At 73.2% G+C, this 22,280-nt stretch carries 16 protein-coding genes; 7 read left to right on the top strand and 9 right to left on the bottom strand.

Annotation, left to right across the window (positions count from 1 at the left end):
• Positions 1-144: 144 nt before the first annotated feature.
• From ispG to ACGFK0_RS08435, 7 genes are all read right to left on the bottom strand, one after another.
• A complete protein-coding gene (gene ispG / locus ACGFK0_RS08465; protein WP_392901853.1) occupies positions 145-1,338 on the bottom strand; it encodes a flavodoxin-dependent (E)-4-hydroxy-3-methylbut-2-enyl-diphosphate synthase in 1,194 nt (397 codons plus the stop codon).
• A 118-nt stretch (positions 1,339-1,456) separates the two neighbouring features.
• Positions 1,457-2,656, bottom strand: coding sequence for a M50 family metallopeptidase (locus tag ACGFK0_RS08460; protein ID WP_392901851.1), 1,200 nt, complete (start codon positions 2,654-2,656; stop codon positions 1,457-1,459).
• Positions 2,657-2,697: 41 nt separating this feature from the next.
• Entirely contained in the window at positions 2,698-3,924 is a 1,227-nt protein-coding gene (dxr, locus tag ACGFK0_RS08455) for a 1-deoxy-D-xylulose-5-phosphate reductoisomerase (protein ID WP_392901849.1), read from the bottom strand.
• Between the two features lie 744 nt (positions 3,925-4,668).
• Positions 4,669-5,874 carry an ABC transporter substrate-binding protein gene (locus tag ACGFK0_RS08450; protein ID WP_392901847.1) on the bottom strand — a complete coding sequence of 402 codons (1,206 nt, stop codon included), beginning with the start codon at positions 5,872-5,874 and terminating at the stop codon, positions 4,669-4,671.
• Between the two features lie 494 nt (positions 5,875-6,368).
• Positions 6,369-6,719, bottom strand: coding sequence for a hypothetical protein (locus ACGFK0_RS08445; RefSeq protein WP_392901845.1), 351 nt, complete (start codon positions 6,717-6,719; stop codon positions 6,369-6,371).
• Between the two features lie 408 nt (positions 6,720-7,127).
• Positions 7,128-8,633, bottom strand: coding sequence for a CoA-acylating methylmalonate-semialdehyde dehydrogenase (locus ACGFK0_RS08440; protein WP_392901843.1), 1,506 nt, complete (start codon positions 8,631-8,633; stop codon positions 7,128-7,130).
• On the bottom strand, positions 8,630-9,937 hold the full coding sequence (locus ACGFK0_RS08435; protein ID WP_392901842.1) for an aspartate aminotransferase family protein: 1,308 nt from the start codon (positions 9,935-9,937) through the stop codon (positions 8,630-8,632). The genes ACGFK0_RS08440 and ACGFK0_RS08435 overlap by 4 nt, the downstream gene beginning before the upstream one ends.
• Positions 9,938-10,084: 147 nt before the next feature.
• On the opposite strand from ACGFK0_RS08435, the gene ACGFK0_RS08430 reads away from it, so the two are divergent.
• The 3 genes from ACGFK0_RS08430 to ACGFK0_RS08420 all read left to right on the top strand — a co-directional run bounded on the left by ACGFK0_RS08430 (position 10,085) and on the right by ACGFK0_RS08420 (position 13,786).
• Positions 10,085-11,701, top strand: coding sequence for a PucR family transcriptional regulator (locus ACGFK0_RS08430; RefSeq protein ID WP_392901840.1), 1,617 nt, complete (start codon positions 10,085-10,087; stop codon positions 11,699-11,701).
• Between the two features lie 58 nt (positions 11,702-11,759).
• Complete coding sequence (locus ACGFK0_RS08425) at positions 11,760-12,548, top strand: alpha/beta fold hydrolase (RefSeq protein ID WP_392901838.1); 789 nt, start codon at positions 11,760-11,762, stop codon at positions 12,546-12,548.
• 107 nt (positions 12,549-12,655) lie between these two features.
• A complete protein-coding gene (locus ACGFK0_RS08420; protein WP_392901836.1) occupies positions 12,656-13,786 on the top strand; it encodes a glutamate--cysteine ligase in 1,131 nt (376 codons plus the stop codon).
• On the opposite strand, the gene ACGFK0_RS08415 is transcribed toward ACGFK0_RS08420, so the two are convergent.
• Both ACGFK0_RS08415 and ACGFK0_RS08410 read right to left on the bottom strand, forming a co-directional pair.
• Positions 13,787-14,602 carry a TrmB family transcriptional regulator gene (locus ACGFK0_RS08415; protein ID WP_392901834.1) on the bottom strand — a complete coding sequence of 272 codons (816 nt, stop codon included), beginning with the start codon at positions 14,600-14,602 and terminating at the stop codon, positions 13,787-13,789.
• 225 nt (positions 14,603-14,827) lie between these two features.
• Positions 14,828-15,337, bottom strand: a complete 510-nt coding sequence (locus ACGFK0_RS08410) for a helix-turn-helix transcriptional regulator (protein ID WP_392901832.1) — start codon at positions 15,335-15,337, stop codon at positions 14,828-14,830.
• A 231-nt stretch (positions 15,338-15,568) separates the two neighbouring features.
• Here ACGFK0_RS08410 and ACGFK0_RS08405 point away from each other — a divergent pair, with 231 nt between their 5' ends.
• Genes ACGFK0_RS08405 through ACGFK0_RS08390 form a run of 4 tightly spaced genes read left to right on the top strand, consistent with a single transcriptional unit; the run spans position 15,569 to position 21,901 of the window.
• Positions 15,569-16,786, top strand: coding sequence for a hypothetical protein (locus tag ACGFK0_RS08405; protein ID WP_392901830.1), 1,218 nt, complete (start codon positions 15,569-15,571; stop codon positions 16,784-16,786).
• Entirely contained in the window at positions 16,783-19,233 is a 2,451-nt protein-coding gene (locus ACGFK0_RS08400; protein ID WP_392901828.1) for a tetratricopeptide repeat protein, read from the top strand. The genes ACGFK0_RS08405 and ACGFK0_RS08400 overlap by 4 nt, the downstream gene beginning before the upstream one ends.
• Positions 19,230-20,564, top strand: coding sequence for a protein phosphatase 2C domain-containing protein (locus tag ACGFK0_RS08395; RefSeq protein ID WP_392901826.1), 1,335 nt, complete (start codon positions 19,230-19,232; stop codon positions 20,562-20,564). Before ACGFK0_RS08400 ends, ACGFK0_RS08395 begins: the two co-directional genes overlap by 4 nt.
• A complete protein-coding gene (locus tag ACGFK0_RS08390; protein ID WP_392901824.1) occupies positions 20,561-21,901 on the top strand; it encodes a VWA domain-containing protein in 1,341 nt (446 codons plus the stop codon). Before ACGFK0_RS08395 ends, ACGFK0_RS08390 begins: the two co-directional genes overlap by 4 nt.
• Positions 21,902-22,280 lie beyond the last annotated feature (379 nt).

Here is a 22,280-nt window from a genome sequence, read left to right as displayed (position 1 = left end):
GTTGCTCGGCCGAGCCCGGACAGGGCCCATCACGAGTGGATGCGCAATCGTGACAAGATCAACGGAACTTCGTGATCAGCCGGAACGTTCCGCCGCCGCGGCCCCACCCGGCCGGGCCGCGCCCCGGCCGCGTTCGTTACCGCATCAGCCCACGACGACGTCCGCGCCGGGGCCGGTCACCGAGCCGTCCTCGCCGATCTCGATGCCCATCTCGTCGGCGATGCGCATGGCCTCCTCGATCAGGGTCTCCACGATCTGCGCCTCGGGGACGGTCTTGACGACCTGTCCCTTGACGAAGATCTGGCCCTTGCCGTTGCCGGACGCGACGCCGAGGTCGGCCTCGCGGGCCTCGCCGGGGCCGTTCACCACGCAGCCCATCACGGCGACCCGCAGCGGGACGGGGAAGTCCTTCAGCCCGGCGGTGACCTGCTCGGCGAGCGTGTACACGTCCACCTGCGCCCGCCCGCACGACGGGCAGGAGACGATCTCCAGGCCGCGCTCGCGCAGCCCCAGCGACTCCAGGATCGCCGTGCCGACCTTGACCTCCTCGACCGGAGGCGCCGAGAGCGACACCCTGATCGTGTCGCCGATCCCCTCGGCGAGCAGGGCGCCGAACGCCACCGCCGACTTGATCGTCCCCTGGAACGCCGGGCCGGCCTCGGTGACGCCGAGATGCAGCGGGTAGTCGCAGGCGGCGGCCAGCTGCCGGTACGCCTCGATCATCACGACCGGGTCGTTGTGCTTGACCGAGATCTTGATGTCGCGGAAGTCGTGCTCCTCGAACAGCGAGCACTCCCACAGCGCCGACTCCACCAGCGCCTCGGGGGTGGCCTTGCCGTACTTCTCCAGCAGCCGCTTGTCCAGCGAGCCGGCGTTCACCCCGATGCGGATCGGCACGCCCGCGGCCGAGGCCGCCTTGGCGATCTCGCCGATCCGGTCGTCGAACTTCTTGATGTTGCCGGGGTTGACCCGGACGGCCGCGCAGCCCGCGTCGATCGCCGCGAACACGTACTTCGGCTGGAAGTGGATGTCGGCGATGACCGGGATCGGCGACTTGCTCGCGATCGCCGGCAGCGCGTCGGCGTCGTCCTGCGACGGCACCGCCACCCGCACAATCTGGCAGCCCGACGTGGCCAGCTCCGCGATCTGCTGCAGCGTGGAGTTCACATCGGCGGTGAGAGTCGTGGTCATGGACTGCACGGACACGGGGGCGTCGCCGCCCACCGGCACGCTCCCGACCATGATCTGCCGGGACGTGCGGCGTGCCGCGATGGGACCCCGCGCCTCCTGACCGTCACCCTCGCCGCGGACGCTCGGAATTCCCAGTGAAACGCTCATCCCTCTCCCCTTGCTTGCCGGCCCCGGTACAAAGCCTAAGCGCCCCAGGCCGCTGAGATGACGGCGCCCCGGCACTCGGCGATGTGACCCTCCGGACACCGTCCGCCAACATTTCCGGTCACTCCGGTAGCTGGAGCGGATTGAACAGGTCGGCCAGGATCAGCAGCACGCCGAACCCCACCAGCAACAGCACGACGAGGTACGTCAAGGGCAGGAGCTTCGTCATGTCGACGGTGCCCGGATCCGGACGGCCGCGGATCCGGTTGAGACCCGCGCGGGCCCGCTCGTAGCCGACCACCGCGAGGTGCCCCCCGTCCAGCGGCAGCAGAGGCAGGACGTTGAGCGCCCCGAGGAAGATGTTCAGCGACACGACCAGCGACAGGAACAAGGCGATCTTATCCCGGGCGGTGGTGTCGGAGGCGAAGATCTGGCCGGACACGTCGGTCGCGCCCACCACGCTGCCGACCTGCCCGCCGGGCGTGCTCTCGCGCTCGGGCGAGAACAGCCTCGGGATCGCCGACGGCACGTCCACCGCGACCTCGCCGACCGCGGCGAGGGTCCGTCCGATGCCGCCGGCGGCGAACACCGCCGCGTTCAGCGGTCCCGTCCGCTCGTACCCGGCGCCGACGACCTTCGCGGACATGCCGACGAACGGTTCCCCGTCCACGTTCGCGAGCGTGACCGGCAGCGTCAGCGGCTCCTGCACGCCGGGCCGCCGCACCACGAGCCGCACCGTCTGCCCGGGTTCGGCCCGGTCGATCGCCCGGGTGAGTTCCTCCCAGTCGGCGACGGGCGTGCCGCCGAACGCGATGACGCGGTCCCCGGCGCGCAGCCCCGCCTGCTCGGCGGGCGACGGCGGCCGGCCCTCGCCGCAGCCGGCCCGTCCCCCCGCGGGCACGCAGGGCGTGACCTCGTCGACCGTGCTGGTCACGGTGCCGGGTTCGCGCACGCCGATCGTCATGGCCATCACCATGAGCAGCAGGAACGCGAACAGGAAGTTGGCGGCGATGCCCGCCCCGATGACGACCGCGCGGCGCGGCGCGGGCTGCCGGTAGAACGCGCGGGGACGGTCCGCCTCGTCGATCTCCTCCAGCGGCGTGTATCCCACGATCTTGACGAAGCCGCCCAGCGGGATCGCCTTGACGCCGTACTCGGTCTCGCCCCGGCGCGTCGACCACAGGGTCGGACCGAAACCCACGAAGTACTGCGTCGCCTTCATCCCGAACCGCTTGGCGGTGAGCAGATGCCCGGCCTCGTGAAGCATCACCGACGCCAGCAGCGCGACGACGAACGCCCCCGCGCCGAGGAAGAAGGCCATCCCGGTCCCCTTGGGGTTCGTCCGGGGGCGGACCCCGGGGGTCAGTCGGTCGCGGTCAGTTCCCTGGTCCTGGTCCGTGCCCAGCCGTCCGCCGCGAGGACGCCGTCCAGCGTCGTTTCCCCGGCCGTGCCCGGACCCTGCTCGCCGTGCTCGTCCACTACCCGCGCGATCGTGTCGACTATCCCGAGGAACGGCAGACGTCCGGCGCGGAACGCGTCCACACATTCCTCGTTCGCGGCGTTGTAAACGGCCGGGAACGTCCCGCCCAGCTCACCGGCGCGCCGCGCCAGCGCGACCGCGGGGAACGCCTCGTCGTCGAGCGGGAACAGTTCCCAGGTGTGCGCCCTGGTCCAGTCGACGCCGGGAGCGGCGTCCGGGACGCGGTCCGGCCAGTCGATGCCGAGCGCGATCGGCAGCCGCATGTCGGGCGGGCTCGCCTGCGCCAGCGTGGAGCCGTCGGTGAACTCGACCATCGAGTGGATCACCGACTGCGGGTGCACCATGACCTCGATCCGGTCCATCGGCACGTCGAACAGCAGGTGCGCCTCGATGACCTCCAGCCCCTTGTTGACCAGGGTCGCGGAGTTGATCGTGACGACGGGGCCCATGTCCCAAGTCGGGTGGTTCAGCGCCTGCTCGGGCGTGACGCCGGTCAGCTCGCCGCGGCCGCGGCCGCGGAACGGGCCGCCGCTCGCGGTCAGCACCAGCCGCCGGACCTCCTCGGCGCGTCCGCCGCGCAGGCACTGGGCGAGCGCCGAATGCTCGGAGTCGACCGGGACGATCTGCCCCGGCCTGGCCCGCTCCTTGACGAGGGGACCGCCGATGATGAGCGACTCCTTGTTGGCCAGCGCGAGCGTCCGTCCGGCGTCCAGCGCGGCCAGCGTGGAGGCGAGGCCGAGCGCGCCGGTCACCCCGTTCAGTACGACGTCGCACGGCCATGCCGCGACCTCGGCGACGGCGTCCGGGCCCGCGACGATCTTGGGGATGGAGAAGTCGCCGGAGGCGTAGCCGTGCCGCTTGGCCTCGGCGTAGAAGGCCAGCTGCAGGTCCTGCGCGACGGACGCCCTGGCGACGGCGACGACCTCGGGCCGGAACTCCAGCGCCTGCTCGGCCAGCAGATCGACGCGTCCGCCGCCGGCCGCCAGGCCGGTCACCCGGAACCTGCCGGGGTTGCGGCGGACCACGTCCAGCGCCTGGGTGCCGATCGAACCGGTGGAGCCGAGCACGACGAGCTCGCGGGCGCGCGCGCCGGGGCTTGAAGGAGACATCACCGCTCCATTGTCGGGCATGCCCGCGCTCCGGTCCCGTTCCGGCCGCGACTCGGCGGAACCCGGTGCGGGAAGGCGGAGGACGAGGGGGGCGCGGCGGCATAGCCCAGACGACCTCGGGCGGACGGGCGACACGTAAGGCTTTGCCGCCCTTTTCACTTTCGGTAGCGGTGACCACACACTTTCCCGCCTATAAAGGAGGCACGTGACGTCGACTCCCGTCGGGGGGAGGGACATGGGCCAGACAGGCGAGCCGACCGTGGACCCGGGCGGGCTGAGCACAGCCCAGCGCCTGGGGGACGCCTGCGTCGTCTGCCGCAAGAAGTGGCCCCGGCCGCGCGTACGCGTCGGCCGCCTGCCGGATTCGACCGGGGTGTTCGCGTGCGATGACTGCGCACCCGCCTCGCCGGTACCCCGCGCACGGCGGGGATCCCGGGAGCCTGTCACGGATGCCGGACGGCCGGCCGGGGAGCGGCCGCCCGAGCGGACGGCGGCGCTGGACGCCGTCGTCATGGAGGTCTCTCCAAGGAGAAGGGTGACCCGGGCATTCGGGGGGAAGTCCGGGACCACCCGACAGGCGCGCCCGGCTGGGGGCGGCCGGGCGCGCCGGAGAGACTCCTCCTGACGCCCGGGGACCGTTGAGTCGCGGCATAGCGCCCTTCCAGCGGTCCCGCAAGGGCGATCGAGGCGATCCGATCAAGGGCGATCAGGGGGGCCGGTGCACGCCGGCCCGGCCTCAGCGCGCTACAGCTTCGTGGCCTCGATCCACGTCTTCTTCCACTGGGCGTAGTCCGTGCAGTCGTTCTTGTCGGACTCGCCTTCACATTCCTTCGCCGGCGCGTGCGCGAAGGTGATCCGGTCGAGGTAGTCGCGGTCGCCGACATGGAAGGCGGCGCAGAAGCCGGGCTTGAGGCGGTCGCCGGAGCACGCCTGCGGGTTGGCGGGCGCCACCCCGGTCCACTCCGCCACCTGCTGCTGGACGTCCGGCGAGGCGGTCCACTGCAGCCACTGGTACATGCAGTTGGGGTGCTCCGCGCGTGCGCCGATCATCCACGCGTCCGTCCAGCCGGTCACGCCCTCGGACGGGACGACGCCGCGGACGGGCCGGGAGGCGCGGTTCAGGACGTCCACGTGGTAGGGCCACGCCTGCCCCAGCACGGCCCGCCCGCCCGCGAACGCGCTGACGGCGTCGGCGGGCCGCTCCCAGTAGTCCCCGACGTGCGGGCGCTGCTCGGCCAGCACGCGCCCGGCGGCTTCGAGCTGCTCGGGGGTCAGCGAGTACGGGTCGTCGATCTCCAGCTCGGGCTTGTCGCCCTTGAGGTAGAGCGCGGCCTCGGCGATGGCCAGCGGGCTGTCACGCATGACCAGCTTCCCGGAGTACCGGCGGGCCCGCCCGGGATCGAACAGCGCGGCCCAGCTCGCCGGCGGCGGGACGGCCCCGGTGTCGTACATGATCAGGTTCGAGCCCCACACGTACGGGATGCCGTACTGCTTGCCGTCCCGCTTGAGCAGGCCGCGCAGCTTCGGCTCCAGCTTCTTGTAGCCGTCGACGAGGTCGGTGTTGACGGGGGCGACCTGGTTCTCGGTGATCAGCCGCCCGGCGACCTCGGGCGGCGCCGCGACGCCGTCGTAGCGGCGGTCCTCGTCGCGCATCAGGTCGGCCATCTCCTCGGCCGTCTTGACGACCTTCAGCCCGATCTTGCAGCCGGTGCGCTCCTGGAACGGGGTGACCCAGTCGACCCGCGGGTCGCTGGTGCCGCTCTCGATCGATCCGGGGAGGGTGACGAGGTTGAGCATCCCCTCGCCCGGCCCGAGCGTGCTCGCCACCTTGGCGACACCGACCGGCTCGTCGTCTCCGCCGCTGCAGGCGGCGAGGCCCGCGGCGGCGAGCGCGGTGGCCGCCGCCAGGGCCGACCACACCCTGACCCGCGCCGTGGCCTTCAGCCGCATGTCGCTCCCGATCCGTGCCCGGGGCCCTCCCCCTCGTGAACGGGCCCGTCGGCGAGCGTAGCGTCTCCGCCGCGGGGAGGCGGACCCGTACCCGTCCCGGACGGCGGTCCGCTCCGCGCCCGGCCGCCATTCCGGCGCGTCCCGGCGAGCGCGGACGAGCCGATCGCCGGTTTTCTTCGACTTCTCCTCCGACTCGCGGCGAAGCGCGGGCGATTACCGAAGATCACGACTCCGGTGTTTCCCGTTGTGTTTCTCAAAGGTAAGGCCGGTGTGTCCATTGACCGGCGATTCCCGTCCGAGTTTCCGTGGCCGATTGCCCTATCGGCGTTTTCGGACGGGTTGTTAATCGAGAAACCGCCACGACCCCGGAGGACGGTGGGTGCCGACGTCCGCGCCATACACGGAGGTTGCTGGAGAGGGATATGGCGCGGGCTGCCGTCCGTCCCGGGGCCGCGGCGGCACCGGCGGGCGTGGCGAGGTTGGGGAACAGCGGATCACCTTGCAGTGCTGCCTGGCCACGCGATCGCCGGTACCCGGCCGAACGGCGACGGTGTGACGCCCTCGAGACGGAGGAGATTCGAGGGACGTCGCACGTCAGGCCGGGTGTCGCGGGGATTCTGCGGAAGATCGTGGTCGATCAGGGGGCGGCTCGTTGCGGCGTGCTTGACCACCTCGATCCGTGCGATGAGCCGTTGCGGGGTGTCGGCTTCCAGGAAGTCGCCGACGTCGCGGTCCTTCGGCGGCAGTGCCCACCAGTGGCCGGTGAACGGGCCGAACCAAATGGTCCAGCCCGGAAATCGCCTTGCGAGCGCGTCCACCTCTGCTGCGTGGTCGGCTGCGGTCATAGCGCGGCGCTCCTGCACATCGGCCCCACCGGACCCGGGCGGCTCCGGACCTCATGTTTCTGACTGCGGACTCTGACTTTTAATTTCGCCTCATTTAATGCAGACAGTCAGATTGTGTCGCCCGCCACAGAGCCCGTCAATGGGTGTTGGCATTATTCGTCCTCCGCCGCCGGACGAAAATTGACGACGAAAAGCGACGGTCGTGGGAAAATCCCGTACGGTTCCTGCCTGCGCGTTCTCACGCTGGGCGAACGGTTCTCACGCCATGCGATCCCGGCGCGCTCACTTTGATGACTTTTGCCACTTTTTGAGCGATTCGCCGTTTTCGCCGGACGAACGTGCCGACGAGCGTGCGGCCGGTCAGGGGGACCGGCCGCACGCCGGGCCGATCCGCAGGAAGGGACCGGTTCAGCCGCTGGTCGGGAAGCCCAGGTTCACCCCGCCGTGACTCGGGTCCGGCCATCGGGCGGTGACGGCCTTCGTCCGCGTGTAGAAGTGGACGCCCTCCATCCCGTGAGCGTGGCTGTCACCGAACAGTGAGTCCTTCCAGCCGCCGAAGGAGTAGTAAGCCATCGGAACCGGGATCGGCACGTTGACGCCGACCATCCCGACCTCCACCTCGTTCTGGAAGCGGCGCGCGGCCCCGCCGTCGTTGGTGAAGATCGCGGTGCCGTTGCCGTACGGGTTGCCCGAGATCAGCTCCATGGCCTCCTCGTAGGAGCCGGCCCGCACGACCGACAGCACCGGCCCGAAGATCTCGTCCTTGTAGGCGTCCATCTCCGGGGTGACGTGGTCGAGGACGGTGGGACCGAGCCAGAACCCGTCCCCCGCGCCGCCGAGGACGTCCGGGGCGCGGCCGTCGACGGCGAGGGTGGCGCCCTGCGCGACCCCGCCGTCCAGGTAGGACGCGACCTTGTCGCGGTGCGCCCGCGTGACGAGCGGCCCCATGTCCGACTCGGGGTCGTCGCCCGGCCCGACCCTCAGCTTCGCCACCCGTTCGCGGATCCCGGCCATCAGCTCGTCCCCGGCCGGGTCGACGGCGACGACCACGGAGATCGCCATGCACCGCTCCCCCGCCGAGCCGAACCCGGCCGACACGGCGGCGTCCGCGGCGAGATCGAGATCGGCGTCCGGCAGCACGAGCATGTGGTTCTTCGCTCCGCCGAGCGCCTGCACCCGCTTGCCGTTCGCCGCCGCCGTCGCGTAGATGCGGCGGGCGATCGGGGTGGAGCCGACGAAGCTGACCGCCTTGACGTCCGGATGGTGCAGCAGCCCGTCCACCGCGGCCTCGTCCCCGTGGAGCACGTTGAACACCCCGTCCGGCAGCCCCGCCTCGGCCCACAGCTCCGCGATCCGGACCGACGCCGACGGGTCCTTCTCCGACGGCTTGAGGACGAACGTGTTCCCGCACGCGATCGCCACGGGGAACATCCACATCGGCACCATCGCCGGGAAGTTGAACGGGGTGATCCCGGCGGCCACGCCGAGCGGCTGCAGTATCGAGTAGGCGTCCACGCGGGTCGAGACGTTCTCCGAGAACCCGCCCTTGAGCAGGTGCGGGATGCCGCAGGCGAACTCCACGACCTCCAGGCCGCGGGCCACCTCGCCCGCCGCGTCCGAGACCACCTTGCCGTGCTCGGACGAGATCAGCCGGGCCAGCTCGTCCCGGTGCCCGCTCACCAGCTCGCGGAACCTGAACAGCACCGCCGTCCGCTGCGAGAGCGAGGCGTCCCGCCAGCCGGGGAACGCGGCCTTGGCGGCGGCGACCGCCGCGTCGACCTCGGGTCGCGCGGCGAAGTCCACGGTCCCGGCGAGGCGTCCCGACGCGGGCTCGTAGACGTCGCCGCGCCGCTCGGCCCGCCCCGCGTGCGGCTTCCCGCCGATCCAGTGCGTGACGTGCTTGCTCTCGGTCATGAGACGGCCTCCCCGGTCACCGCGTCCAGGGATGCGATCAGGATCGCGAGGCCCTCGGCGGCCTCGGCGTCGGTCAGGTTCATCGGCGGCGCCATGCGCAGCACGTTGCCGTACAGGCCGCCCTTGCCGATCAGCAGCCCGCGCTCGCGGGCCGCCTCCATCACCGCCGCGGCGATCGGCGGGCTCGCCTCTCCGGTCACCGGGTCGGCCAGCTCGATCGCGAACATCAGGCCCTTGCCGCGCACCTCCTTGACGAAGGGGAACCGGCCGGCCGCCGACCGCAGCCCGCCCACGATCGTGGCGCCCTGTTTCGCCGCGTTGGCCTGCAGATCGTGGTCCAGGACGTAGTCGAGGGTCGCGTTCGCGGCGGCCGTCGAGACCGGGTTGCCGCCGAACGTGGAGACGCCGAGGGCGTGCAGGGAGTCCATCAGCTCGCCCCGCGCGACGACGCCGCCGATGGTGAACCCGTTCCCGAGGCCCTTGGCGAACGTCATCATGTCCGGGGTCACGCCGTGGTTCTGGATGCCCCAGAAGCTCTGGCCCGTCCGCCCCCAGCCCGTCTGGACCTCGTCGGAGACGAACAGGATCCCGGACTCGTCCAGGACGGTCTTGTACGCGGCGAACAGGCCGTCCGGCGGCATCGTGAACCCGCCGACGCCCTGGACCGGCTCGGCGATGAGCGCGGCGACGTCCCCGCCGGTCGCGGTCGCGAGGACGTGCCGCAGATCCTGCACGCACGCGTCGATGTACGCCTCGTCCGGCATTCCGGCGAACTGCGGGAGGTGCCGGTCGGCGCCGTGCAGGAAATGCACGTTCAGCGGCGAGTAGGACACGTTCGTCCAAGCCCGGTTGCCGGTGACGCCCGTCGTCCCGAACGACCGGCCGTGGTAGCTCTGCCGCATCGCCAGGACCTGGTCGCTGCGCCGCGCGTACGCGGCCAGCAGCAGCGCCGTCTCGTTGGCCTCCGTCCCGGAGTTGGCGAAGAACACCTTCGCGTCCGGGATGCCCGACAGGCGGGCGATCTTCTCGGCCAGCTCGACCTGGCCGCGCAGCAGGTACGCGGTGGAGGTGTGCACGACGCCGGTGGCGAGCTGCCGCTCCACCGCCTCCCGCACTTCGGGGACGTCGTAACCGAGCATGTTCGTGAGGATGCCGGTGAAGAAGTCGAGGTAGCCGTTCCCCTCGGCGTCGGTCACGCGGCTGCCCTTGCCGCCGACGATCTCGATGGGTTCGGTGTAGTTGAGCGCCATCCACGACGGCAGGACCGCCTTGTGGCGCCGGAGCAGATTCGCATGGTCCGACATGCCTCAAGTCTCGTTCCCGCAGGCCGCCGGGGCCACCCGCAGAGTGTCAGGACCCTGCGCCCGCGCTTAACGCTCTGCCGACGGGCTGACATCCTGTAATGGCGGATGCCTCGTCCTTGACACCCTGTAGGGATATCCTCGTCGTCGATGCTGCCCACTGTCGAGGACGTGCTCCAGCTCGAGGCGGTCCGCCGCGGACAGCCGCGCGTCGTCGCGGGCGGCGACCGCATCGGCAACCGGGTCCGCTGGGTGCACGTCGCCGAGGTCACCGACATCGCGCATCTGCTGCACGGCGGCGAACTCGTCCTCACCACCGGGATCGCGCTGCCGGACGAGCCCGAGCGGCTGCGCGCCTACATCGGCGAACTCGCCGACGTCGGGGTGAGCGGCCTCATGATCGAGCTGGGCCGCCGCTACGCCACCGTGCTGCCGCCCGCGCTGATCGCCGCCGCCGAGGACCACCGCCTCCCGGTGATCGTCCTCGCCCACGAGCCCGCGTTCGTGGACATCACCGAGTCCGTGCACGCCCGGATCGTCCAGGACCAGTTCGCGGAGCTGCGCGCCTCCGAGCAGCTCCACGAGATCTTCACCCAGCTGTCGGTCGAGGGCGCCTCCACCGACGAGGTCGTCCGGCAGGTCGCCGCGCTCGGCGGGCACCCGGTGGTGCTGGAGAACCTCGCCCACCAGGTCCTCGCCGCCGACGCGGGCGGCGCCGACCCGTCCGAGCTGCTGTCGGCGTGGGAGACCCGCTCCCGCGCCGTCCGGCCCGGCCGCCGCACCGGCTACGACGCGGCGTCCGGCTGGCTGGTGACCATGGTCGGGGCGCGCGGCGAGGACTGGGGCCGCCTCATCATCGACCTCGGCGCACCGCCGTCGCCCCGCGAGACCGTCCTGATCGAGCGGGCCGCCACCACCCTCGCCCTCGGCCGCCTCCTCGACCGGCACGCCGAGAGCGTCGAACGCCAGGCGCACGGGACGATCATCGCCCGCATCCTCGCGCACGCCTACTCCGACCCGCAGGAGGCCGCCGCCCGCGCCCGCGCGCTCGGGGTCCCGCTGTCCGGCCGGCGGCTGCTCGGCGTGGTGCTCCGGCACCGCGGCCCCGGCACGCCCGCCCCTCCGGCCGGGGAACTGTCCGCCCTCGCCGAGACGGCCGCCGCCGCCTGCAAGGACGCCCGGCTCGCGGCCCTCGTCGGCGTCCTGGACGAGGGCGGCCCGCACGCCCGCGTCGGCGTCCTGGCCTCCCTGCCCGCCCGCACCGACGCGGAGACGGCGCTCACCGACGTCGCCACCCGCATCCGCAGGCGGTCCGGCGAGACCGTGATGGCGGCCGGCTCCATCGTCGAGACGATCCGCGACGTCCGCCGGTCCTTCCTGGAGGCCGAGCAGGTCGCCGACGTCGCCGCGCGCGGCTCCGGCGCCCGCCTCTTCTACCGGCTCCCCGAACTGCGCCTGCGCGGCCTGCTGCATCTCCTCCGCGACGACGTCCGCGTCCAGACGTTCGTGGAACGCGAACTCGGGCCCCTCCTGGAGTACGACGCCGAGCGCGGCGGCGACCTCACCCGCATCCTGGAGCTGTACCTCGAATCCGGGCGGAACAAGGCCGTCGCCGCCCAGCAGGCGCACCTGTCCCGTCCCGCCTTCTACGAGCGCCTGCGCCGCATCGAACGCGTCCTGGACGCCGACCTCGACGACGTGGATTCCTGCGTCTCCCTCCACGTCGCCCTGCTGGCCCTCAGCTCCGTCCGCTGGGAACGCCCCTGATCCGGATTGGCCGGTGAAGGCCGTCCAGGACGGGCCCTCCGCGCATACGCTTCACTCCATGACCGACGCTGCGTTGCATGTTCATCGGTACGGGGATCCGGCGGGTTCCCCGGTCGTCGTGCTGCACGGAGTCACCGGGCACGGGGCGCGCTGGCGGCGGACCGCCGAGCGGTACCTGCCGGACCGGCTGGTCCTGGCCCCCGATCTGCGCGGGCACGGACGATCACCGCACGAGCCGCCGTGGACGGTCGAGCGGCACGTCGCGGACGTCCTCGCCGTCCTGGACGCGGAGGGCATCGAGCGGGCCGACCTCGTCGGGCACTCCTACGGCGGGATGATCGCGCTGCATCTGGCGCGGACGGCGCCGCGGCGGGTACGGCGCCTGGTCCTGCTGGACCCGGGGATCGGGCTGGACCCCGCGGAGGCGGCCAGGGAGGCACGCGGCCACATGACGCCGGTGTCGTTCGCCGACGTCGCCGAGGCCCGCGCCGCCCGCGCGGCGCGGTGGCCCGAGGCTCCCGGCGAGGCCGTGGACGACGAGGTCGCCGACCACCTCGAACACGACCCGGACGGCCGGCTGCGCTGGCGGTACGAGCCGGCCGCCGTCGTGACCGCGTACTCGGAGATGGCCCGCCCGCACCTGACCCCGCCCCCCGACATGCCCACGCACCTGGTCATCGCGACGCGGGCCGACCTGGTGCGGCCGGAGTTCGTCGTCGACTGCCGCTCGGCGCTCGGGCCGGGCCTCGTCATCACCGAGATCGACGCCGGGCACATGCTCTACACCGACCGGCAGGAGGAGACCGGGGCGCTGCTGGCCACGTGGCTGGGCGAAGGCGCCCGGTGATCTCCGGCGCGAGGCGCCCGCGACCTGGTGCCCCGTAGCCGGCGACCCGGCCGGGACGGATGCCGTCCAGGGTTGTACATCGGCGCGCTGACGGGCAGGAACACCGAGTGACCGTTCGTATGGACCCGCGCACGTTCGGGGTCGAGGAGGAGCTGCTCCTCGTCGATCCCCGGACGGGCGCGCCCCAGTCGATCTCCGGTTCCGTCATCCGGTACGCGCAGCGGCACGACGAGCTGTTCCTCACCGGCGGGCGGCGGTCGAAGCCGCTGGAGGCCGAACTGCAGCGCGAGCAGCTGGAAACGGCCACCCCAGTGTGCACCTCGCTGGGCGAGCTGTCCGACCACATCAGGTCCGCGCGGCTGGCGGCGGCCCAGTCGGCGGCCGGTGTCGGCGTCGCGGTGGCGGCGCTCGCGACGTCCCCGGTCGTCGTCCGCCCGTCATTGACCCCGTCGGACCGCTACCTCCGGATGGCCGACGTCTACGGGTGCTCCGCCGAAGAGCAGCTCACCTGCGGCTGCCACGTGCACGTCGGCATCGAGTCCCCCGACGAGGGCGTCGCCGTCCTTGACCGGATCCGGCCGTGGCTGCCGCCGCTGCTGGCCCTCAGCGCGAACTCCCCGTTCTGGCAGGGCGCCGACACCGGCTACGACAGCTGGCGGCACCAGGTGTGGGGACGCTGGCCGTCCAGCGGCCCGACCGAGCTGTTCGGCTCGGCGCAGGCGTACCGGGCGACGGTGGACGCGCTGCTCGCGACCGGCGCCCTGGTCGACGAGGGCATGATCTACTTCGATGCCCGGCTGTCGCGGCACTACCCGACCGTGGAGATCCGCGTGCCGGACGTGTGCCTGTACGCCGGCGACGCCGTGCTGATGGCCGCGCTCGTCCGGGCCCTGGTCGACACCGCCGCCGCCGCCTGGCACCGCGGCGAGCCGCCGGACCCGGTGCGGGCCGACCTGATGCGGCTGGCGATGTGGCGGGCCGGGCGGTCGGGGCTGCACGGCGACCTCGTCCACCCGTCCACCCGGCGCGCCGCGCCCGCCCGCGAGGTCGTCGACGCGCTGCTCGACCACCTGGCTCCCGCCCTCGACCGGTCCGGCGACCTGAAGTCCGTCACCTCGATGCTCCAGGACCTGCTGGAACGCGGCAACGGCGCGCAGGTCCAGCGGGCCGTCCACGCCCGGACCCGCGACCTCACGGCCGTCGTCACGGCCGCCGCCGACCGCACCGTGGCCGTGTAGTCAGCGCCTTCCGAGCAGCCGGAGCAGGCCCGGATCCGTGGCGAACAGGCGGTCCAGCTCGGCGGCGCCGACCCGGTCGGCGAGGATCTGCAGGACGATGTCCTGCCGGACGTACTCGGCGGCCATCAGGGCGACGGCCGGGTCGGCGGTGTAGATGCCCCACGCCACGCCGTCCCCGAAGCCGCCCACGACGGCCTCGCGCCGGTCGCCGACGACCACGATGAGCCGGTACCCGAGATCTTCCAGAACGGCCTCGGGCGCCGAGTAGCGGTGCTCATGGACGTTCCCGGGCCCGTCGAACGGTTCCTTCCCGAACGACACGACCGACACCTCGACGTCCCGGGCGGCGGCCGCCAGCAGCGGGCCGCGCAGCACCCGCATCTCCTCCGGCCAGATCGACACGAACAGGTCCCGGCGCGTACCCGCCACCACGTCGCCCGCCCGGTCGAGCATCGCGTCGGCGTCCTTGAGGTTGTGGATCAGGTGTCCCTGGGGCGCGGCGGCGACCGCCGGCAGCGCCGACCGCAGCGCGGACACCGACCCGTCGAACTCGCGCCGCATCCGGTCCAGCAGGGACTCCGGCGGCAGCGGAAGGTACTCGTTGGCATCGGACGACCCGCGCACCTCGTACGCCGCCCCGCGCGCCACGAGCTTGCCGAGCGTCTCGTACACGGTGCTGCGCGGCACCCCGGAGCGCTTGGCGACCTCGTACCCGTTGACCGGCCGCCCCGCCCCGACCAGCGCCACATACGCCTTGGCCTCATACCCGGACATGCCAAGCCGCTGCAGATGGTCAAGGACGTCCTGCACACTCACGGGCGCAATGCTACGCGTCGGCGCCGTGCCCGCAGGAGGGCGGCGCGCTGCGAACAAACAGCGCGCCGCCCTCAGCCACCGCCGCACCACGCGACGATCAAGACCGTCGCGATCGCGTCCGAAGGCAGGTTCCGAGCCTGCGAGAAACCTGATCGCGCAGCGAGCCGCAAGGCGAGCCGGAGCGATGCAGCGATCGCACCGCGGTTCCCGCCGAAGGAAGGCGCTCTAGCGCCTGACGCCGAGGGAACCGCCTTGAAAAGGCAGGTAGCGGTCGGCGCGGCGGGGGCGGGCGAGGAGGCCGGTGGACTCGACGGCGAGGATCCGGTCGAAGCGGAAGGCGCGGACGCCGCGCCGCATGCGGCACCAGCCGACGAGGTACCAGTGGTCGCGGTGGACGAGGCAGGTGACGGGCTCGACCTCGCGGATCGTGACGTTGGCGCCGGCGTCGCCGTAGCAGAGCCGGACGACGCGGTGCTCGGTGATGGCGGCGGCGATCACGCGGGCGCGGTCGGAGGTGGAGGCGTCCAGGGGCGTGGTGAGGGTGCCGAGCGTGGTGGTGACCACGTCGTCGGCGGGCGCGGCGTCGAGGAGGGCGTGCAGGGCCCGGCGCGCGGTCGCGGCCTGCGGGCCGGCGCCGAGGTGCGCGAGGGAGAGCGCGAGGGCGGCGATCTCCGCCGCGGTGAGCGGGGTGGGCGCGGTGGGCGCGGTCTGGGGGTGCGTCGCAACGTTCGCCATGGTTCGATCATACGTTCGAACACTGACATTTTGCAGTGTTCCGGCGCGGCCGGATCGGGTCGCGTGACGCAGTACGGGAGCGCGGGAGGCGATGATCGGCCACATGGTTGAGAACGCGACCGCGCATGGTGAAAACTTGGACACCGAAACGTGCCTAACTTGGGGGAATCGGGGCGGACATGGGCCATCGGCGGACCGGCTTTGAGTGACGCGCGCATGGGCCGCCCCCCGATGAGCCGCGACGAGGTGGACCGCACGCTGGCCCGGCTCCGGGACGAGAAGGAGCGCATCAGCACGGCACTGCTCGAACTGGAGGCCCACCACGGCTACCAGTTGCTGGAGGGGGCCGCACTGGACGGCGGGACGCGGCGCGTGCAGTCAGAGGTGCGTGCGGGCATGGCGTCGCTGTGGGGCCTGTTCGACCTCTACGGGCGTGCGCTCGGCGCCGCCGAGGACCTCCGCGCCCGGCATCCCAAGCCGGGGCAGGCGCAGCTCACCGAACTCACCCGGCTGCTCGCCGGGCCGTCGGTCGAGCTGCCCGTCACGGAGGTGCCGCTCGAACGGCGGACGCTGCTGTCCGTCCCGTCCGGGGAGAAGCTGACCCTGCGGGCCGCGGTCGAGCGGATGACCCCGCTGTACGAGGAGGTCGCGCAGGCGGTCGCGGCGCTCGACACGGTCTGGTCGGTCCTGCTGTCGCGGCTCGCCGAGGTGGAGGCCGAACGCCGGGCGGCGGAGGTGCTGCTGGACTCGCTCGGCGAGGCGGAGCCCGAGCTCGACCGGCTCCGCGCCGACCTCGACGCCGTCGCCGCCCTCGTGCGCGGCGACCCGATGGCGCTGGCGCGCGGCGACCGCGCCGACACCGGGCGGCTGGACACGATCCGCACCGGCCTGGCCGAGGTGCGCCGCCGCCTGGAGGAGGCGGAGCGGGTGCGCGACGGGTTCGCCGACCGGCTCCGCGGTGTCGCCGGCGTCCTGGACCTGCTGCGGCGGACGGAGGCGGAGACCCGCCGCGTCCGGGACGAGGTGCTCGCCAAGATCGCCTCACCGGTGCTGCCGGACCTGCCCGACATGTCCGCCTCCCTCGCCGACCGGCTCGCCGCCGTCGGCCGCCCGGGACAGGGCGCCGCGCCGCGCGGCGGCTGGACCGATCTGGCGGCGCGGGTCGCCGATCTGGAGAAGGCGGCGAACGGCGCGCTGGAGCGGGCCCGTGAGACCGCCGGCGTGATCCGGGGCCTGCTGGAGCGGCGCGAGGAGCTGCGCGGCCGGCTGGACGCCTACCGGGTGAAGGCCGCGAGGCTCGGTCATGCCGAGGACGCCGAGCTGGCCCGGATCTACGACCGGGCCCGCGCGATGCTGTGGACCTCCCCCTGCGATCTCCGGAAGGCGACCGTGACGCTGTCGGAATACCAGCAGGCCATCAACGCACGGGCGAAGGGAACGAACCGATGAGCCAGTGCACCGAGCCGGGCTGCGGCGGAACCGTCGACGGCGGTTACTGCGTCCTATGCGGCGTGGCCGCCTCCACCAGCCCGCCGTCCGCCCCTCCCCCGCCTTCCCCGCCGAACGGGTGCACGCAGCCCGGGTGCACCGGGACCGTCTCGGACGGGTACTGCGACGTCTGCGGCAATCCACCGGCGAGCGCCCCGGGCGTGCCCGCCCCCCGTCCTCCGGTCGCCCTGCCCGACGACGGGTGCCGCCAGCCCGGCTGCACCGGAACGATCATGGACGGCTACTGCGACGTGTGCGGCTCGCCGCCCGCCCACACGACCCTGACGGCACGGGCCGACGGCACGGGCACGGCGGGCGGTTCCGCCACGGGCGGCACGCGGACGGGCAGCACCCGCACCGGGTCGGCGCGCTCGTCCGGACGCCGCGGGATGCTCGGTGCCGGGCTCGTCGAGGTGCCGCGCGTCCCGTACCGCGACCCGTCCGCCGCGGTTATGCGCGACCCGCAGGTCGCGGAGGGCAAGCGTTTCTGCAGCAGCTGCGGCGAGCAGGTCGGCCGGGGACGCGGCGACCAGCCGGGGCGCACGGAGGGGTTCTGCGCCAAGTGCGGCACCCGGTTCTCCTTCACCCCGAAGCTCAACCCGGGCGACCTCGTCGGCGGGCAGTACGGGGTGCTGGGTTGCCTCGCCCACGGCGGCCTCGGCTGGATCTACCTGGCCAAGGACAAGAACGTCAGCGACCGGTGGGTCGTGCTCAAGGGCCTGCTGGACAGCGGCGACGCCGACGCGATGGCCGCCGCGGCGGCCGAGCGCGCCTACCTCGCCGAGGTCGAGCACCCCAACATCGTCAAGATCTACAACTTCGTCCAGCACGACGGCGACGGCTATATCGTCATGGAGTACGTGGGCGGGCAGTCCCTCAAGGACATCCTGCTCCAGCAGCCGCAGGCGCCCGGCGAGAAGCACCTCCCCCTTCCGCAGGCCATCGCGTACGGGCTGGAGGTGCTGCGGGCGTTCGAGTACCTGCACGCCCAGGGCCTCGTCTACTGCGACTTCAAGCCGGACAACGTGATCCAGTCCGCGGAGGAGCTCCGGCTGATCGACCTCGGCGGCGTGCGGCGGCTGGACGACCCGGACGGCGCCATCTACGGCACGGTCGGCTACCAGGCCCCGGAGATCGCCGCCGACGGTCCGTCCATCTCGTCCGACCTCTACACGGTCGGCCGGGCGCTGGCCGTGCTGAGCTTCCCGTTCCGTGGCTACACCAGGACGTTCGTCGACTCGCTTCCGCCTCGCTCGGAGGTCCCGCTGCTCCAGCGGTTCGAGTCGTTCGACCGTTTCCTGCGCCGAGCGACGCACAGGGATCCGGCGGAGCGGTTCCAGGACGCGGCGGAGATGGCCGAGCAGCTCACCGGTGTGCTGCGGGAGGTCCTGGCCGCGCAGGGCGGTGCGCCGCCTCCGGCCCCGTCCGGGCTGTTCGGGCCGGAGCGGTTCGCGACGCGGATGGCGGGCGGCGAGTCGGGCAAGTCCGCGCTGCCGCCCGTCCCGCCGGCCGTGGCCGCGGCGGCGCTGCCGGTGCCGCTGGTCGACGGCGCCGACCCCGCCGCCGCGTTCGTCTCGGGGCTGTCGGCGCTGGAGCCCGAGCAGGCCGCCGAGGCCGCGGCGAACGCCCCGTCCCGCACCCCCGAGGTCAAGCTGGCGCTCGCCCGCGTCCAGATCGAGCTCGGCCGCCCCGGCGAGGCGGCCGAGCTGCTGGACGAGGTCGCCGCCGACCGCCCCGGGGATTGGCGGATCGACTGGTACCGCGCGGTCGCGCTCCTGTCCCACGGACATGTGGACGCGGCCGAGCCGCATTTCGACCGGCTGTACGGGCTGCTGCCCGGCGAGGCGGCGCCCAAGCTGGCCCTCGCCTACTGCCGCGAAGCGAAGGCGCCGGGCGAGGCGGTCCGCCTGTACGAGATGGTGTGGCGGACCGACCGGAGCCACATCAACGCGGCGTTCGGTCTCGCCCGCGTCCATCTGGCGGCGGGCGACCGGCGCGCGGCGGTCGCCGCGCTCGACTCGGTGCCGAAGATCTCCATCCGGTACGTGCCCGCGCAGGTGGCGGCGGTCGCGACGGCGGTGCGGGGCCGTCCCGCTCCGGAGCTGACGGCGGCCGAGCTGGTCGCCGCGGGCGGCCGTCTCACCGCGCTCGACCTGGACGCCGAACGCCGCGACCGGCTCGCCGCCGAGGTCCTGGGAGCCGCGCTCGACTGGCTCCGGCACGGCGGCCCCGGCACGGCGGGCGGGGCACAGGGCGGCTCCCTGTTCGGCTCCCCGCTCGCCGAGACGCCGCTGCGCCGGCTGCTGGAGCAGACGTACCGGGAGCTGGCCCGGCGCACCCGGGACCGCGACGAATGCCGCCGGTTCGTCGACTTCGCCAACGCCGTACGCCCGAGGACGCTGCTGTGACAGACGATCAGAACGAGGCGGACCGGGCCGCGGCCAAGGCGGCGGAGCCGTCGTGCCCGGCCTGCGGCGCGATGGTGTATCCGGGAGAGATCTTCTGCGAGGAGTGCGGCCACAGGCTCGCCGACGCGGCGCCCGCCGAACCGGCCGGCACGGGCCCGGCGGACGGACGCCCGGACGCCACGATCAGGCAGATCTCGTCCTCGCCGTCCGCGGACCGCCGGGCGGCCGCGCGGCCGTGCCCGGGCTGCGGCGGTACGGCGATCGACGCGGACGGCTACTGCGAGACCTGCGGGCTGCGCCAGCCCGCGGAACGCGACCATGTCGAGATCGAGCTTCCGGCGGCGGGAGCCGGGAACGGGTCCCGGCCGGTGATCGCGGCGGGTGCGAGCGACCGCGGCCGGCGCTACCCCCGCAACGAGGACGCGCTCGCCATCGCCGCCCACTCCGCCGGGGTCGCGGCCGTGGTGGCCGACGGCGTCGGCTCCTCGCAGCGTCCCGAGGACGCCTCCCGCGCTGCCGCCGACACCGGCGCGGCCGAACTGGTGGCGCTCCTCGACTCCGGCGAGGATCCCGAGGACGCCACCCGCGGCGCGGCGCTCAGCGCGGCTGCGGCGGTCGCCGCGCTGGCCACGTCGCCGTCCGACGCGCCGTCGTGCACGTACGTGTCGGCGGTGACGCGCGGCCCGGTGGTCACCGTCGGCTGGATCGGCGACAGCCGCGTCTACTGGCTGTCCGCGGACGGCGCGGTCGACCCGGGCGACCCCGGCGGGGACGGCGAAGACGGCGCGCAGGAGCCGGCCCCGGACGAGTCGGGCGCGGACGCCGCGGAGGTGAGCACCGGCGACATGGCGGAGCTCGGCCCGTCCCGCAGGCTCACCGAGGACGACTCGTGGGCCGCGTTCATGGTCGCCCAGGGCTCGCTGACCGAGGCGGAGGCGGAGCAGCACCCCAACGCGCACGTCATCACGGCGTGGCTGGGCGCCGACGCCGGACAGGTCAGCCCGCACGTGGCGACGTTCCGCCCGGCGGGCCCCGGCACGCTCCTGGTCTGCAGCGACGGCCTGTGGAACTACTTCCCGGCGGCCCGCGACATCGCGGCGCTGCTGGCCGCCGGTCCCGGCGCCGTGAACGGGACGGGCGGTCCCGCACCGGATCCGGGGCACGACCCGGCGGCCGACCCGCTCGGCGTCGCGCGGGCGCTGGTCCGCCACGCCCTGGACGCGGGCGGCCGCGACAACATCACGGTCGCGGTGATCCCGCTGCCGTCCCCCACCTCCCCGCAGAGCCGCATCCATGAGAGCACCCCGGAGAGCACGGAGCAGCCCCGATGAGCGAGCAGCCACAGTTCACCGTCAAGATCGACCAGAACAAGTTCCTGCCCGAGGGCGGCCGCGAGGTGCACGCCATCGTGTCCGTGGAGGCGACCGCCGAGGGCGGCGTCGCGGCGGCCGCGTCCACCGCGAAGGCGTCCGAGGTCATCATCATCGACACCTCGGGCTCGATGTCCTACCCCGACACCAAGCTGCGGGCGGCGGTCGCGGCGGCACAGGTCGCGGTCGACACCCTCCGCGACGGCGTGGAGTTCGCGGTCATCGCCGGTTCCAACATCGCCTCGATGGTCTACCCGCGGCACAACGGCCTCGTCGCCGCCGACGCGCAGACCAGGGAGCAGGCCAAGCGGGCGCTGAACGGCCTGAGGGCGTCCGGCGGCACCGCGATCGGGTCGTGGCTGCGGCTGGCCGACGAGCTCTTCGACGACGACCAGGGCGGCATCCGGCACGCGATCCTGCTGACCGACGGCAAGAACCAGCATGAGACGCCCGAGGAGCTCGACGCGGTCCTGTTCCGCTGCGCCGGCCGGTTCGTGTGCGACTGCCGCGGCGTCGGCACCGACTGGGAGGTCGCCGAGCTGCGCAAGGTCGCGTCCGCGCTGCTCGGGAGCGTCGACATCGTCGCCGACCCGGCGGGCCTCGTCGCCGACTTCCAGGCGATGACGGAGGCGGCGATGGGCAAGGCCGTCGCCGACGTCGCGCTCCGGGTGTGGACGCCGCAGACGGCGAGCCTGCGGTTCGTCAAGCAGGTCATGCCGTCGGTCGAGGACCTGACCGGCAGGCGCGTCGAGTCGGCCCCGCAGGCCGGCGACTACCCGCTCGGCGCGTGGGGCGCCGAGAGCCGCGACTACCACATCTGCGTGGAGATCCCGCCCGGCGAGATCGGCAAGGAGCTGCGCGCCGCGTGGGTCAAGCTGGTCGTGCCGGGGGCGGCCGGCGAGGAGGCGCAGGTCCTGGCGAGCGGGAACGTCCTCGCCCAGTGGACGGACGACGAGGTGCAGTCCACCAGGATCAACCCGCGGGTGGCGCACTACACCGGGCAGGCCGAGCTCGCCTCCGTCATCCAGGAGGGACTGCAGGCCCGCAAGGACGGCGACCTCGACACCGCGACCGCGCGGCTCGGCCGGGCGGTGGTGCTGGCCGGCGAGGCCGGCAACGACGCGATCACCGCGATGCTGCGCAAGGTCGTGGACGTCGTCGATCCCGCGACCGGCACCGTCCGGCTGAAGCGCGACATCGACAAGGCCGACGAGATGGAGCTCGACACCCGCTCCAGCAAGACCGTCCGCACACGTAAGGACGAGACCCTGACCACCCCACGCCCGGGCAAGCACTGACCATGGCGAACTGTCCCAACGGACACACCTCGCAGTCGCCGGACTACTGCGACGTCTGCGGCGAGCCCGTCGGCGCCGCCTCGCCCGGCTCCGGCGCCTCGTCCGCCCCGCCGGCGCCGCATGTCCCGCCTGCCCCGCCCGGTGGCCCACCCGGTGGTCCGTCCGGTCGAGGCGGCGGCGGAGCGACGGCCTGCCCGGACTGCGGGACGCCCGGTACCGACCGTTTCTGTGAGGCGTGCGGTTACGACTTCGCCACGGGCGGCGGCAAGCCCACGCCGAAGACGGCGCCGGCGAACCCGTCCCAGCCGGCCGGGCCCGCGCGGGCACCCGGTCCTCCGCTGCCCGCACCTCCCGTCCCGGCCCCGCCGGTACCGGCACC

This window comes from Spirillospora sp. NPDC048823, from assembly GCF_043198445.1.
In the GTDB taxonomy this organism is placed as follows: Bacteria; Actinomycetota; Actinomycetes; order Streptosporangiales; family Streptosporangiaceae; genus Spirillospora.
The sequence above is the reverse complement of the archived record's forward strand: the minus strand, read 5'-3'. Positions and strand labels throughout refer to the sequence as shown.

Excerpts from the sequence above, each read along its gene's own strand:
- ispG (WP_392901853.1), bottom strand. The coding sequence starts at position 1,338 with ATGAGCGTTTCACTGGGAATTCCGAGCGTCCGCGGCGAGGGTGACGGT.
- ACGFK0_RS08460 (WP_392901851.1), bottom strand. The coding sequence starts at position 2,656 with ATGGCCTTCTTCCTCGGCGCGGGGGCGTTCGTCGTCGCGCTGCTGGCG.
- dxr (WP_392901849.1), bottom strand. The coding sequence starts at position 3,924 with ATGTCTCCTTCAAGCCCCGGCGCGCGCGCCCGCGAGCTCGTCGTGCTC.
- ACGFK0_RS08450 (WP_392901847.1), bottom strand. The coding sequence starts at position 5,874 with ATGCGGCTGAAGGCCACGGCGCGGGTCAGGGTGTGGTCGGCCCTGGCG.
- ACGFK0_RS08445 (WP_392901845.1), bottom strand. The coding sequence starts at position 6,719 with ATGACCGCAGCCGACCACGCAGCAGAGGTGGACGCGCTCGCAAGGCGA.
- ACGFK0_RS08440 (WP_392901843.1), bottom strand. The coding sequence starts at position 8,633 with ATGACCGAGAGCAAGCACGTCACGCACTGGATCGGCGGGAAGCCGCAC.
- ACGFK0_RS08435 (WP_392901842.1), bottom strand. The coding sequence starts at position 9,937 with ATGTCGGACCATGCGAATCTGCTCCGGCGCCACAAGGCGGTCCTGCCG.
- ACGFK0_RS08430 (WP_392901840.1), top strand. The coding sequence starts at position 10,085 with ATGCTGCCCACTGTCGAGGACGTGCTCCAGCTCGAGGCGGTCCGCCGC.
- ACGFK0_RS08425 (WP_392901838.1), top strand. The coding sequence starts at position 11,760 with ATGACCGACGCTGCGTTGCATGTTCATCGGTACGGGGATCCGGCGGGT.
- ACGFK0_RS08410 (WP_392901832.1), bottom strand. The coding sequence starts at position 15,337 with ATGGCGAACGTTGCGACGCACCCCCAGACCGCGCCCACCGCGCCCACC.
- ACGFK0_RS08405 (WP_392901830.1), top strand. The coding sequence starts at position 15,569 with ATGAGCCGCGACGAGGTGGACCGCACGCTGGCCCGGCTCCGGGACGAG.
- ACGFK0_RS08400 (WP_392901828.1), top strand. The coding sequence starts at position 16,783 with ATGAGCCAGTGCACCGAGCCGGGCTGCGGCGGAACCGTCGACGGCGGT.
- ACGFK0_RS08390 (WP_392901824.1), top strand. The coding sequence starts at position 20,561 with ATGAGCGAGCAGCCACAGTTCACCGTCAAGATCGACCAGAACAAGTTC.